At 66.0% G+C, this 13,880-nt stretch carries 10 protein-coding genes; 3 read left to right on the top strand and 7 right to left on the bottom strand.

All coding sequences use genetic code 11. From position 1 onward, the window contains the following. Positions 1-380: 380 nt before the first annotated feature. On the bottom strand, positions 381-1,313 hold the full coding sequence (locus ACIBI9_RS38875) for a hypothetical protein (RefSeq protein ID WP_397229888.1): 933 nt from the start codon (positions 1,311-1,313) through the stop codon (positions 381-383). 3,357 nt (positions 1,314-4,670) lie between these two features. On the opposite strand from ACIBI9_RS38875, the gene ACIBI9_RS38870 reads away from it, so the two are divergent. Further along, positions 4,671-5,093, top strand: a complete 423-nt coding sequence (locus ACIBI9_RS38870) for a hypothetical protein (RefSeq protein WP_397229886.1) — start codon at positions 4,671-4,673, stop codon at positions 5,091-5,093. Positions 5,094-5,254: 161 nt separating this feature from the next. Here the strand turns inward: ACIBI9_RS38870 and ACIBI9_RS38865 are convergent, their stop codons facing one another. Together ACIBI9_RS38865 and ACIBI9_RS38860 are read right to left on the bottom strand one after the other, a co-directional pair. After that, positions 5,255-5,989 (bottom strand): DUF6193 family natural product biosynthesis protein, encoded by a 735-nt coding sequence (locus ACIBI9_RS38865; protein WP_397229885.1) that lies wholly within the window; start codon positions 5,987-5,989, stop codon positions 5,255-5,257. A gap of 108 nt (positions 5,990-6,097) precedes the next feature. After that, positions 6,098-8,431, bottom strand: coding sequence for a polymorphic toxin-type HINT domain-containing protein (locus ACIBI9_RS38860; RefSeq protein ID WP_397229883.1), 2,334 nt, complete (start codon positions 8,429-8,431; stop codon positions 6,098-6,100). Positions 8,432-8,588: 157 nt separating this feature from the next. On the opposite strand from ACIBI9_RS38860, the gene ACIBI9_RS38855 reads away from it, so the two are divergent. Both ACIBI9_RS38855 and ACIBI9_RS38850 read left to right on the top strand, forming a co-directional pair. Beyond that, positions 8,589-9,272 carry a DUF899 domain-containing protein gene (locus ACIBI9_RS38855; RefSeq protein WP_397229881.1) on the top strand — a complete coding sequence of 228 codons (684 nt, stop codon included), beginning with the start codon at positions 8,589-8,591 and terminating at the stop codon, positions 9,270-9,272. Positions 9,273-9,424: 152 nt separating this feature from the next. Further along, a complete protein-coding gene (locus ACIBI9_RS38850; RefSeq protein WP_397229879.1) occupies positions 9,425-9,949 on the top strand; it encodes a DinB family protein in 525 nt (174 codons plus the stop codon). 41 nt (positions 9,950-9,990) lie between these two features. Here ACIBI9_RS38850 and ACIBI9_RS38845 read toward each other — a convergent pair whose 3' ends face one another. From ACIBI9_RS38845 to ACIBI9_RS38830, 4 genes are all read right to left on the bottom strand, one after another. Next, on the bottom strand, positions 9,991-10,470 hold the full coding sequence (locus ACIBI9_RS38845) for a hypothetical protein (protein ID WP_397229877.1): 480 nt from the start codon (positions 10,468-10,470) through the stop codon (positions 9,991-9,993). After that, positions 10,470-12,068 (bottom strand): CHAT domain-containing protein, encoded by a 1,599-nt coding sequence (locus ACIBI9_RS38840; RefSeq protein WP_397229875.1) that lies wholly within the window; start codon positions 12,066-12,068, stop codon positions 10,470-10,472. Before ACIBI9_RS38840 ends, ACIBI9_RS38845 begins: the two co-directional genes overlap by 1 nt. Before the next feature lie 157 nt (positions 12,069-12,225). Continuing rightward, the gene (locus tag ACIBI9_RS38835) at positions 12,226-12,588 is read right to left on the bottom strand and encodes a hypothetical protein (RefSeq protein WP_397229873.1); all 363 of its coding nucleotides are present in this window, start codon (positions 12,586-12,588) and stop codon (positions 12,226-12,228) included. Positions 12,589-12,949: 361 nt separating this feature from the next. Beyond that, positions 12,950-13,816, bottom strand: a complete 867-nt coding sequence (locus ACIBI9_RS38830; RefSeq protein ID WP_397229871.1) for a phosphorothioated DNA-binding restriction endonuclease — start codon at positions 13,814-13,816, stop codon at positions 12,950-12,952. Positions 13,817-13,880 lie beyond the last annotated feature (64 nt).

Genomic DNA, 13,880 nt, shown 5'->3' with positions numbered 1-13,880 from the left:
GAACAGCGACGATTGACTCAATCACACTCAAGATCATGGACAACGGCCATGTCGCCGCACGTCATCTACGTGCTCAAACGGAGTGTCGTTCTACAACCGAGGCACAGGCCGAGCCCACGTGCTCCCCGCGCAGGCGGGGATGGTCCCGTCTGCGGCGTGCGCGTCAGAGGCAGCAGTCAGTGCTTCCTGCCTACGCGGGATGGTCCCAGCGGCGGCAGGAAGTGCACCGCCAGCAGGACGACGTGCTCCCCATGCACGCGGGGATGGTCCACAGCCACGAAGGCTTCTCCAAGGGCGAGACGTCGCGCTCTCCGCGCACGTGTAGATGGACCCGATTCCGCTTGTAATCGTCCAGGGTTGCGGTGTGGTTGATGGCGCTCTCATGGTTGCGCGCCGGGTCGGTAAGCCGGAGAGGGGACTTGCGTCGGACCGGCAGTGGGATGGAAGGGCAGCACGAGTTCGAACAGCGGTTCAAGGGCGGGGAGCTCGGTGCCTGGCGGGACTGTCCACCCCCACTCACGCTCGGCGGAGGTCCACACATCCTGTAGGTGAGGATAGGGACTAGCGAGACCGAGCTCGGCCGGAGGGGCGGGCAGTTTCACCGCCAAGCGCGGTGCCCGGTTCCAAAATACGTCGATCACGAACACGTTGTAGCCGCCGGACCGCTGGATGGCGGCGTAGCCCTTTCTCATGACCGGCTGCCAGGCGAGTTCACGTTTCTCGATCTCATCTGTTATCGCCTCAAGGAGACGCTTGCCAACCGCGGCCCTTTCCCGGGGAACCCGCAGATCTTCGACATATGCGTCCCAGGTCCACGAGGTGGCCTGCGTACGGTTGCGCTGAGTGTCCTTGGTGAAGTCGTTGGGCCTGACCACCACCTTGAAGTTCGGCGCGGGAACGGAATCGCCGATGCGGAGCACCTCAACCTCGACGCCGAAGAACCCGATTCCGCTGACGGTGTTGTTGTTAAGCCACTCCAGCGCAGCGGCATGCTCTTCGGTCACGCTCTGGGCGACCCAGATCACCACCTTAGCTTGAGTGCCGGCGCAATACGTGAGGAGCTGTCCCAAGTGTCCGTGATCTGTAGACTCGAGCTGATTCTCCACCACAACGATCCGTCCCTGAGCATCTTCCAACAGAAGGTCCAGGGCATAACGGCCCACGGCGTACTCCCGATGCCGGAAATCCAGTGCGAGCCCGACAGCCTGACCAAGGACGTCGAGATTGTCAGCCAGCCATGGGGTGAAGTCCTTGGCTTCATTCGGCCAAATCGCCCGTAACGGAACGTTTTCCAGTCTGCCGATATCGACCATGTCTTATCGTGTATCACCTTCGAAGCAACAAGAGAAGACGGATGGCCTTGCGTCCCGTTCCGAGACTCGCACATTCCGTCCGCGATGAGCCCCCTGCTCGAACCAGCGACGTCGATCAGTTGGGTGCTTTCCCTAAAGACCCGTGCCCGCGTCTCAGCACCAGCAGACGAAATCGGCGCCGTCCTCGGCAATGGCCAGCTCCAGGTGAGGGATCTCGCATCGCACGTCAGACTTAGCGCCAGGCCACCGGCACATTGGCAATCCGGCCGCCCTCGTTAGCCTTCTGCCCGAGCGTGCCAGCCATGCCAACGGATACAGGCCGGCGTCCAGCGAGCAGCGCAGCTTTCTGGGTATCCGATGATGCACAGCTGTAGCCGATCGTTGGCGGATGATCGTGCCAACGACACGCACACGGCGGCTTGCAGGCAACGCTCGCGCTTGTCTCGGCACCAGCCACCCACATACCTTGCCGTCATGTACCAGCCCACGGAAGAGGTCCGCAATGTCCGATTCCACGAAAGTGCTCCAAAACGGCCTCGACGGCCGATAAATATGCAGGTCGTCGAGGGTGCTCCCCGGGCACGCGGGGATGGTCCCCGCCACGGGCAACGGTCTGACCGCGGCCCTGGGGTGCTCCCCTCGCACGCGGAGAAGGTCCCGGAGATCCCGTGTCAACCCTCGAACCCCTGCAGTGCTCCCCGCGCACGCGGGGATGGTCCCACCATCCGCTGTTCGTCGATGAAGAGCACGATGTGCTCCCCACACACGCGGGGATGGTCCCGTGGTGAGCGCCTGCCGGAAAGCCTCGCCGTCGTGCTCCCGGCGCACGCGGGGATGGTCCCGAGTGGAGCGACGCGCTCCGGTCGCAGCGCGAGTGCTCCCCGCGCACGCGGGGATGGTCCCGAGGTGGCCAACGGTGCGTGGAACGCCACTGAGTACTCCCCGCACACGCGGAGATGATCCCCTGACGATGGGTGACACGATCGCCCTGCCCGAGTCCTCCCCCGCGCACGCGGGAATGGGTCCCTGCGCCTTGCTGCGATACTCGGGGACCTCCCAGTGCTCCCCGCGCACGCGGGGATAGTCCCCACAGCCCCAGGGTGAGGACTACGCTGAGCAGGTGCTCCCCGCGCACGCGGGGATGGCCCCAGGACGGCCATCTCCTCCGTGGCCTCCGCCATGTGCTCCCGGCGCACGTGGGGATGGTCCCTACGACGACCCGTCCGGAGTCTCGGTCGCCGTGTGCTCCCCGCGGCACGCGGGGATGGTCCCAGGTCGTCGATCGTGCAGCCGAACAACTCGGCGTGCTCCCCGCGTGCGGGGATGGTCCCTGCGCGATGTACGGCGTGATCGACTGGACGGCGTGCTCCCCACGCACGCGGGGATGGGTTTCGCCGGAGAATCCGTCACGGAGAGTCCAGGGGAGTTCCCCGTGCACACGGGGACGGCCACATCTTGCGGGGAGTCGAGCCAAGTTGCCCGCCACCCCGCCGATGATGCAGCCTGGAACGACTGAATCAGCAGCTTGATAACCAAAATATCCGCTATGCACTTTTCTATGGAAGTGCTCAATTCCGAGCCCAGCCATGGACAACGCCGCAGGTCAACGAAAGTGCTCCCCGCACACGGACAACGCGGGGGTAGTCCCAGGTCAGCGTTGCCGTAGATGTTTCCGCGGATATGCTCCCCGCGCAGGTGGGGATGGTCCCTGGCCAGTGATCGAGACCGTGCGCGCCCTCTAGTGCTCCCCGCGCACGCGGGGATGGTCCCCAGACCTGCACGCCGAGGATCTTCTCCTCTCCGTGCTCCCCGCACGCGGGGATGGTCCCAGGTAGTCGAGCTCGGACTGGTCGGACACGCGGTGCTCCCCGCGCACGCGGGGGTGATCCCGCGGATCTGCGTGAGGACCTGGCGGATGCGCAGTGCTCCCCGCGCACGCGGGGATGGTCCCGAGCTTGTGGCAACATCTCGTGATCGAGGCACGTGCTCTCCGCGCACGCGGGGATGCTCCCGTGAGCAGGTGGGTGACGGCCCGGTCGATGTTGTGCTCCCCGCGCACGCGGGGATGGTCCCTCCGAGTGCGGGATCCGGTACTCAGCGCAGACGTGCTCCCCGCACACGCGGGGATGGTCCCGTCATCGGCTGGTTTGAGCGGCCCGGAATCGCATGCTCCCCGCGCACGTGGGGATGGTCCCTACGGCCAGATCGAGCTGGTGATGCTGGCCCAGTGCTCCCCGCGCACGCGGGGATGGTCCCCGAGCGCCTTCTAGCTGGTGCTTTTTGGCCTTGTGCTCCCCACGCACGCGGGGATGGTCCCCTCCCGTGGGCCGGCAGTGGCTTCATCCGGCCGTGCTCCCCGCGCACGCGGGGATGGTCCCTGCTGGTAGATGGGGGCGAGGTGTCGGGGCGGGTGCTCCCCACGCACGCGGGGATGGTCCCTCGCGGCCGGCGTCCTCGCCCGACTGGCGGGAGTGCTCCCCGCACGCGGGGATGGTCCCTTCTACAGCGGCGACGACTGGCACGGCCTGGTGTGCTCCTCGCGCGCGGGGATGGTCCTGACAACGAGGCCGACGCCTACGTCCTGGCCAGGTGCTCCTCGCGCACGCGGGATGGTCCCCCGCTCGACCCGTACCGCGGCATGGGCCCGGTGTGCTCCCCGCGCACGCGGGGATGGTCTCGTCTTGCCGCTCCGGGTCGGCGCGGTGATCGCATATCACTCACGCAAGGGACGGTTCCTTTGGACAACCAGTGGCTGCATAAGAGTGCAGCAACAGCCCGAGCAGATTTGGCTGTGCCAAATACGTGCGCAATCTCGTTCCACTGGTCCCCTCCCTACCCTTCTGACCTGGGAAAACATCAGGAATGCTCGCCTGACTCCTAAAGCGGGTGCCGCAGGTTCGAATCCTGCCGGGGGCACGCTTCTGATCAGGCATTTCAGCCCCTGACCTGCGGTTTTCCCGCCGCAGGTCTTTTGCTTGGCAGATCTTGATAGGCAGCTGGGGGCGCCCGTATGCAGCCGTAGGACCATGATCCGGGGATATGGCCGGGATGATCTTGGCTGCGTTTCCCCAGATCAGGTGCCGATTTAGGGATTACCCAGGGCTCCAGAATGCCCACGCCCACCCGGCTATAGAACCACGACCGTCACTGCCACGCCCGCCAGATCGACATCATCAACGCCAACCCCACCAGAATGGCCAACCTGCAAAGATCACCGTTGCCCGCCCTGAGCGGCGGCCGATTGATCAAATCTCCCCTCAGCCGCTCACCATCCGCAGCGAGCACGCACCACCCTGGTGCACCCCAAGGCCAGAAATCTCTACGCCCAAGACTTTTGGCCGTTGTACGGTCACCCGCATGAACCGCCAACACCAGCACGACTCGGTGACCGCGGTGAACGCATTGACCGCCCGATGGGTGAAGACCTGTTCGGGCGGATCGGTCGTGATGGCCAGCGCAGGCGCCTGGCCACTGCTGGCCCACCTGGCATCGGCCGCCGAAGGATGGGGGCGCAGGGAACTGCAGGAGGCCGTCGGAATGGACGCCGCCACTGCGCCCCAGGCGGCCCAAGCTGTCATGTCGATCACGAACGAATCCACGACGATCCGGGCGGCGCTGGGCTTGTGGTCCCGGCCGAACCTGCGGCCACTGCATCCGGCCTGGACCGCCACCCTTCCCGCAGGCATGTACGGCGAACTGACCTCGGACCCCGCCGCGGACCAGCACACTGCTCACCTGCCACCCCGACACTCCTCAACGGTGAGGGCCGGGCTGACCTGATCGTCGACGTGGATCTGCCCCGCAAGAGCCTGAACTACCTCGCCACCGTCCACGGCTGCGGTGGCTCGCGACGAACCCATCGGCAAGGACGATCAGATTTTACGCACATATTTGGCACGATCAACGACTGAATATTCGAATCCACACGATGCCCGTTGCCCTCATTCGCCTACAGGCGGGGCGAGCATGGCCGAATACAAGACCGCCAATTCGACCGCATCATCGATTGAGGGTACTTCTCTTCGCGTCTCACTTCTGCCTAGAATCTCCACCCTCATGACCCCCGTGGCGCTCGGCGTGATGGACATGGTCGCACCCGATCTCGCGTGAGGGTCCGCGACGAAACGTAGCGTCATATGGCTGACATAAGGGAAAAGTGTTGCAAGTTCTCGTCTCGCATGCGCCGAGCGCAGCAATCCCTGCATCTCGATCAGATCGGAATCGGCGAACAGTCGCTCCCACTGCCCCTCAATAGGAGTGCCGTTCTCGTACGAGGCCGCCACCTCGTCGTAATCCATGAAAGGAAACCTTCGGATCAGCTCTCGCAGCGTCACATTGGCGCGCCAGGCGTCCGCCACTCTGGCCACGTCCACAAGAGAATCGGTAAAGCCGTAAGCCCAGGAGAACGTGCTGCCATAGATATTTATAGAGAACTGCCGCATTTCGACCCCGAGCAGGATGGAGATCGTCCCGCGGCTAGACTCGATTTTTGCGGTAATATGCCGCCCGTCTCCGCTCTGCCCATTCACGGGACCGAGATCGATTTTCATCGCATGAGCGGTTTCCCTCAGAGCGGGGGCGAGCCCGCCAGCGCGCAGAAGATCAGGGTACAGGCCTGCGTTGATCACCATCTCAGCCGATCGCGTCGGCTTTGCATTTGTTCCTCTGTCGCTCATACGACGGACATCCTTCCATACGGGCCATGCTGGTCGGCCACAGCCATGGTAATCCGCTCGGACCCGATGGCGGCCCGAGCGGATGGCTGACCGCTCCCTGCCGGATCGTCAGAAGGGGAAGTCCCTCAGCCGGCCGAATGTCGACCAGTCAGGTTCTGGAATGTCCACAACGTTTCCAGCTTCGTTGTAGAACTTGATCGAACTCCACGATCTTCGTCCGTTCCTGACTGCTCTCGCGATCCAGCCCATTTCCTCTTCTGTAGCGTGTGGAGCAACGCCGCCTCGACCGAGGCCTCTCTTGGCCATATCCTCGAAGCTTCCCGAGAAACCCTTCATGTTGACGTGCAGTGGTACGTCTCCGTCAGCTATCGCCTTCTGGGCGGGAGCTCGCCAGGTGTCGGGGCCCTCGTCCAAGAAGTGCTTGGCTCGCATGTCTTCGGCGAATTTGCGTGTGCCGTGCGCCCGGTAGCCCAGGGCGACTCCGCTGCACGGTTCGGCGTTGTGTACCAGAACCTGCGCCGATCCGGCTGCCACATAGTACGTGTGGAGATCGGCGACGGTTATGTTGTACACACGCTGGGCGGCAGTCCACTTTTTGACGGCTGTGACCTGGATGTGAGTTCCAGCGGACGTTCGCAGCCACATGCCGGGCTGGAGATCGCCGGCGTTGACCCATTTCCGCAGATCGGGAACCCAGAACGGGTGCTCATCGGTGGCGATCACCGTGCCGGCGCTCTTGTCGCCCCCGTCTGCTCTCTTGCCGCTCTCGTTGCTTTCCTGGATGGTCAGCTCAACGAGCTTCTTGCCTCCTGCTCCGACGATGACCGCCGTCACAGTTTTCGCTGACGTAGTTCCGGCTTCGGGATCCGTCGCCATGACGGCATCACCGATCACAACCTTTTCGATCGCCTTGGACGCGCCATCCGCCATCAGCACCTTGGTGCCAACTGCAAAACTGTTGCAGGGCTTCGCCTTCGACACATATGGCGGAATTTTGAGATTGGGCAGTTTGATGCTGCCCATCGGAATGTTTCGGATGGGCATGTTGACCCCTGGGACGCCATTTCGGTCATCACCGGCAGGCAGCGTATCGCGAGCCGATCTGAGGTCGAGGTCCGTTTGCTTTCTAAGCGCGTCCCGGCGGGAGTCCCGAAGATTGTTCTTGGTCCATTCTTTCTTGCTATTCTTCTCGTACTGCTGGTGCCGCTTCTTATGGATCTTCCGCTCGCGGGCGGTCTTCTTTGACCCGTTGGGGTTGTGGGTTTGGGCGAAGTTCTGGTTGGCGTTGGGGCGGTTCTTGTCGCGGGAGTAGCCGTAGCTTTTGTCGGAGCTGCCGCCCCCGGCGTCGACGCGGCGGCCGTCGGGGTCCGATTGGTCGATGGGGTTGTTGGCGGCGTAGGAGTAGGGGTTGGCCCACTCGGGGGTGCGCAGGTCGAGTTCGGGGTCGGTGGAGATGAACTTGGCGATGGCCGGGTCGTAGTAGCGGGCGCCCAGGTAGGTCAGGCCGGTGGAGGCGTCTTCGGTCTTGCCGAGGAAGCCGCGGTCGGTGAAGGGTAGGTCGTCGCTGCCGCGGCGTTGGCCGAAGGGCAGGTAGCGTTCGCGGCTGACGGTGCCGGTGGCGTCGTTGACGGCGAGTTGGGTGCTGCCGTGCTTACCGGCGAGCATCCAGGTGACGCCGCCTGTGTCGCGCATGGCCACCAGGCCGTCATCGGCGGTGTAGTACCGCTTGGCGGTGACCTGGCCGCCGGCCAGGCGCAGTTCCATGGCGCCGAGGTAGAGGGTGGTGCTGCCGTCGGGGTCGCGCCGGATCAGCCGTTCGCCGTCGGCGTCGTAGACCATGCTGGTTTGCTGGGCGTCCACGGTGGCCTGGGTGAGTTCGCCGAGTTGGCTCCAGTCGAAGGTGGCTTGCTTGCCGGCGACGGTGCGTGCGGCGAGTTGGCCGTTGTTGTCGTAGGCGTAGGTGTCGGTGCCGCTGGGCCGGGTGATGCTGGTGACGGCGTTCGGGCGGACGGCGGTGGGGCCGGGGGCGGGGTAGGTGTAGGTGGCGGTCTGGCCGTTGTCGGTCAGGGTGGTGATGTTGCCGACCTTGTCGTAGGCGTAGGCCTGGCTGTAGGGGTCGATGCCCTTGGCGTCGCCGGTGCCGGTGCAGGAGCTGGTGGTTGTGGTGTAGGCGGTCTTGAGGCGGAGCAGGCCGTCGTAGGTGAAGCATTCGGACTGGCCGTCGGTGCTGCCGGGGATGGCCGAGGCGGCGTCCAGGACGCGGGTGATGTTGCCGGCGACGTTGTAGCTGTAGCGGTCGTCTTGCACGGTGTTCGGTGTGGAGGTGTCCGCCTTGGTCTGGGTGGCGACGCGGGAGAGCCAGTCAGTGTTGGGATCGCGTTCGAGGAGGCGTTTGATCTGGCCGTTGCCGCCCAGCAAGCGGGTCTCGAGCTTGCCAGTCAAGGTGAAAGTGGTGTCCTTGACGTAGGTGAAGCCTCAGAGCCTCTCGTTCCATGACTTTTCCAATCGGATTGGCCGGCCACCGATGAATTCGGCGAACCGGCTGGGTCTATCCCTGTACACGGCAAGCCAAGCGCCTGATCAGTGAGGGACCATGAGCATGAACGCACTACCGCCCGTCGTCGACGCCCACACCTGGCAGCGACAGCTCGACGCACTGCGCGCCCGCGAAAAGGCCGCGACCCGGGAACTCGACGCCATCGCCGCCCAGCGCCGCCGCCTGCCCATGGTGCAGATGCCGGACTACACCCTCGAAGGCGAGGACGGGCCGGTTCGGCTGGCGGACGTCTTCGAAGGCAAGAGGCAGCTGATCGTCTACAACCACATGTGGTTCCCGGGCAAGGAGTGGCAGTGCCCGGGATGCACGGGGTTCACCTCGCAGTTCACCCGGCTGGAGTTCCTGGACAACTACGATGCCCGGTTCGTCATCGTCACCCAGGGCCCGATCGACGAGGCACTCGCCTACAAGCGGCGGGTCGGGAACAAGATGGCCTGGTACTCCACCGCGAACAGCCCGTTCGGCACCGACGTCGGCGCACCGCCCGGCGAAGGTTTCGCCGTCAACGTGTTCCTGCGCGATGGCGATACCGTGTACCGCACCTGGCACACCAACGGCCGGGGCACCGAGCAGCTCACCCACACCTTCGCGCTGATCGACCTGCTGCCGTACGGGCGGCAGGAGGAGTGGCAGGACTCGCCCGACGGCTGGCCGCAGTCGCCCACCTACAGCCGGTGGGCCGCCTCCAAGGACATCGCCGCGCTCTACGCCCCGGACACTGCCTAAAGGCGCAGGCAGTGGTCCTGCCGGTCGACCGCGACAGGGCATGACCGCACGGCACGAACACCGGCGGCGAGATCGTCAGCGCCTCGCCGCCGCATGACCTCCTTGCCCGACTGCCTGGCACAATGCCCGGCATGCAGACATCGGACCCGTAAGTGGACCTCCATCACTATCTCAAGGCCGTCCGCGCATCCCTCCTGTGGAAACTCCACGGCCTGTCCGACTACGACGTCCGCCGCCCCCTGACCCCGACCGGCACCAACCTCCTCGGCCTGGTCAAACACCTGGCCAGCATCGAGCTCGGCTATTTCGGCGACACCTTCGGCCGCCCGCACGGCGAGCCGCTGCCCTGGTTCGAGGAGGGTGCCGAGGCGAACGCGGACATGTGGGCGACGCCCGACGAGTCCCGCGAGCAGGTCATCGCCCTCTACCACCGCGCATGGGCCCACGCGGACGCCACGATCGAGGAGCTACCCCTGGAAGCCACCGGTCAGGTCACCTGGTGGCCGGCCGACCGCAACCCCGTCTCCCTCCACCGCGTCCTCCTCCACGTGATCGCCGAGACCAACCGCCACGCCGGCGGGGATCAGCCGCTCGATGACCCCGCGCAGTCCAGGCAGGCATACACATCGTTTCGGGAACCGGGACGGCACCCTCGAGCACTCGACAGCATCATCTGACGGGATCGGCCCATAAACGGGGTTCGAACTCTCCCCTGCCTTCAGCGCGGTCGAGCTTCGTCGAGGTCGGAACGCCAGCGACGCTGGACGCGGTCGTACCGGACGGGCCCGAGCTCGAACTGGGTGAGATCGAGCGTGACGAGTTGCTGGTAGCCCTCTTCAGGAAGGTCGGTGTCCAGAACGATCTGCAGCCCGGTGGCAGGGTCCTGAAGCACGACTGGGCGGCCGGGGACGGAGTCGGGCACGGAGCCGCGCCCACCTATGACCGCACGCACGGCCTTCTGGAGTCCGCGGTAGCCGTCTTCGGCGACCTTGGTGCCCAGGCCGCTCAGGAACGCCTGCAGCGGCAGAGCGGCCAGGATCAGCCACTCCAGCTGCTCAGGGCCTCTGCGCGGGGGCAGCATTCTGACCCGGGTGGACAGTCCCAGTGCGGTCAAGGCGGCTACGATCGGCTGTTCCTGCGCCGACGTGGCGTGTGAGGCGACGAAGATGTCGGCCTGCAGGGCCGGGATCTCGGTCATCAACTCCCCTTCCGGAATGGCAAGTTCGCGATCTTGTTCAACCCGTCGTCCCGGCTGGTGACAATGATGCCGGCCAGCACCAGAGTCCGGTCGGCCTTCGAGAGTGAGGACAGGGAACGGCCGCTGGCGTATTCGACGCTCTTCAGCTCGAGCGGCCCGATGGTGGCGTCGACGCCGCGGTACACCACGATCTCATCGCCGCGGGCTCCCACGAAGTATTGGTTGGTGATCCAGGTGTAGGTGTAGAAGACCCCGGCGATGGCGATCATGGCGAGCGCGATCACAGCGAGAATCCACCTTGACAAGCGCAGCTTGCCCCGTCCCATGTCCGGCCCCAAGCTCACCCGCCGATCGCCGGCAGGCACGGGCGTCGAAGGCGCCGGGAACGGGTCACGGCCGGCGTCGATTCGCGGGGGCGCCTGCCTCGGGGGTGGCGGCTGCACCAAACGGGGCACGGTCGCCGGAGGCCGAGAGGGAACGGTGAGGTCGAACAGGTGGGCGGTGGAGGAGTCGAGCGATCGCAGGTAGAGCACTGGCGTACCCCATTCCAGCGTGCCGGGCAAGGCAAGCCTGATGGCCTGGCGGGCCTCCATCACCGCGACGTCCACGGGCAGGTGTTCGGCGAGGCCCTCGTAGAACGCGTGGCCGAACTCGACAGCGGCTGGGTCGGAAATGGGGTGTTGCATGGCCAGCACCGCCGGCATGCCGGTACGCATCAGCGAGCCCGCGACGCTGGAGAAGGCGTTGTCCTGACTGGTGCGGGCGGTCTCACAGGCGTTCAGCACCACCAGGCGCAGGCTGGGATGCCCGTTGAGCACCATGGCCAGGTCGTCCGCGCCCAGCCCGCGAGTGCCGCCATACTCGTCGGCCAAAGCCAACGTGCCCTGCTGCGTGGCGCCGTCGAAGCTTCCGTGGCCGATGAAGTGGAAGACGTGCCAGGGGCCGCCAATCGCCGGACGCAGTGCGCGGCGCAGGTCGCGCCAGGTCTGCCCGGCCACCCAGCCCAACTCGATCCGGCCACGCGCCTGGAGGTCGGCCATGGCTTGATGCATGCGGCGGCGCTCTTCCTCCACCGCGACTGGTTGCTGGTCGTCCGGGCGGGCGATCATGCACAGAATCCGCAGGGGGCCAACCACCTGCAGCGGGCGACGCGGGGCGAGCACCTGGGGGTAGCGCACCAGCGGGGACGCCAAGCACAGGTACGTCTCTTCGCCGGCGTCGTACAAGAACTCCCAGGGCAGCCTGGCCAGCGTCGGCGCGTTGACGTGCAGGACCATGCGCAGCCTTCGATCCTCACGGGCCGCGCGCTGTCGGCTGGCCAGCAGCAGCGCTCTCCCGTCGCCGTCGCGGGACAGCAACGCGTCGAACAGCAGGCGTCCGAGTCGCTGCACGGGGATCTCTTCACCAACCGCGCTGCGACGCACACGGGCCGAGGAGGCGATGACGGCGTCAGGGATACGCGCCAGGAGCTGCTCCAGTTCACCCTGCGGAGGCAGGCGCAGGGGCGTCGCCGCCTCGCTGCCGTCAGGCGCCCGTACGACGACCTGATAGCCGCCGTGCTCGCCGCTGATCTCCACGTGGAAGTCGAGAACGGTCATCGCAGACCTTCCTGCTGCCCTTGGGGGATCACGGTCACGCGCTCCGAACCATGCGTTTGGTCGTCATGTTCGGCTGTCAACGGTCTGTCTGGCAAGCAGGATTCGCTCCGGGCCCCGTACGGCTGCACCGCGTCAGGGGCGCCGTACCCTCGCGCCTTCAAATGTCGTGCGGCGGCACGTAGAACTGCACATTCACGGGAGCCGGCTCGGGCGCCAAGGCGTCTTCACTCAGCCGAACCACCAGGCCAGGAGCGGACAACAGCTGGAGCATCGTACTCAGATGCGACGCCGGCATCGCCGCGACGGCGAAGGGGTAGCCCGCTCCTTCGAGCCCCGGCGGAGAAAGAGGGACTCCTTCGGCGTAGAACTGCAACTGGAGCTTGAAGGGCGCCGGGCCGGCACCCGGGTAGCTCCAAGATATGAGCTCCATCTCGGCGACCATCCCGGTCGTCGCCGGCACTTTGGTGAGGTCGTTGACCCAGACAGTCAGTTCATAACCTTGCACAGGGTAATCAGGCATAGCGGCGCCCCTTCCATGCGTACATCGGACGCGCAAGAGCAAGCGTTAGCCTCACAGTTCTCGCGTGAGGCTCTGCTGGGTCGTCGTGGGCTGCGACCAGGACGGCCGCTTCGGGCTTGGTGAAGACACCCACGACGTCGGTGCGTGGAGACGGATCGGGTCGTCAGGCGTGTGGGCGCCGCGCCGCCCGGCCAGGGGCTGCGGCAACACAGCCGGAGTCGTCTCGGGGGAGGAAGGAAGGGACGGTCACAGGTGAGCGTGTTCCGCGGGATCGATCGGGCCGAAGGGCATCACGACGTCGCCCTGGGCTCCCCGGTTGCAAGACCGGAGCTGATACGCATCGGAGGGCGGCCTGGTGGTGTCAGCCGCGGGCGGGGGTGCGGAAGACCTGGCGGCTGTGCCAGCTGATGTGGTCCCGTTCGACCGCGGCCAGGCCCGGCTGGGGGTTTCGGGCGGGGCGGCCGGACAGGGAGAGCACCATGTCGCGGGACGACTCCGACCGGCCCACGAACCTGGCCGAGACGGCGATGGTCCGGCCGAGGACGCCCTTGTCGAATAGTTTGTGGTGGATTGCGCACAGGCACAGGCCGTTCGCCACGTCGTCGGGCCCGTCGAAGGCCCACCAGCGTACGTGCGCGGCGTCCAGGCCCACCGCCGCGCCGTCCAGCCAGCCGTCGTAGGAGCAGAACGCGCAGCAGTACTCGTACGCCATGAGCACCCGGTCGCGGAAGCCCGGGTCGCGGCGTGCGACCGGCGGTGTCCTGAGCGCCTCGCCCGGTTCCAGGTCGAGGCCGGTCAGCAGGCACAGGTCCTTGTGGAGGGATGGGGCGAAGTTGGCGTCCAGGAGGTGGCGGGCGATCCGTCCCAGCAGGCCGGGCTCCTCCGACAGGGCGCGGGCCAGGTCGGGGTGGAGGCGGCCGGCGGCCTGGCTGTCGCGGAGGCGGCCCAGCTCCGGGCCCGGGCTGCCCGGGCCGTGGCGGGTGTCGACCAGCCAGAGGCCGTCGTTCGTCAAATGGTGGAAGGGGTAGCCGGGGCTGGTGTCGCGGGGCGGGCCGTACTCCTTGAGCAGTTTCTTGAGCTCGGCCTCGGCGGCGCTGAACGGGATGGGCCGGTTGCCGTGCCGTTGGAAATGGCCCAGGGCGTACAGGAGGAGGAGCGGCTTGTGCGGTGCGCGCTCGCCGCCTCTGGTCCAGCGCCGGATCTCGGCGACCCGCTCGATCCAGTCCACGATCGGCCAGTGTAAAGCGATTTTCCGTATGTCGCGGTGGCCGGCCGCGGCTTATAGTCGCCGA

This window comes from Nonomuraea sp. NPDC050451 (genome assembly GCF_044458585.1).
Note: the sequence above shows the minus strand (reverse complement) of the source record. Positions and strands in the feature narration are given on the sequence as shown.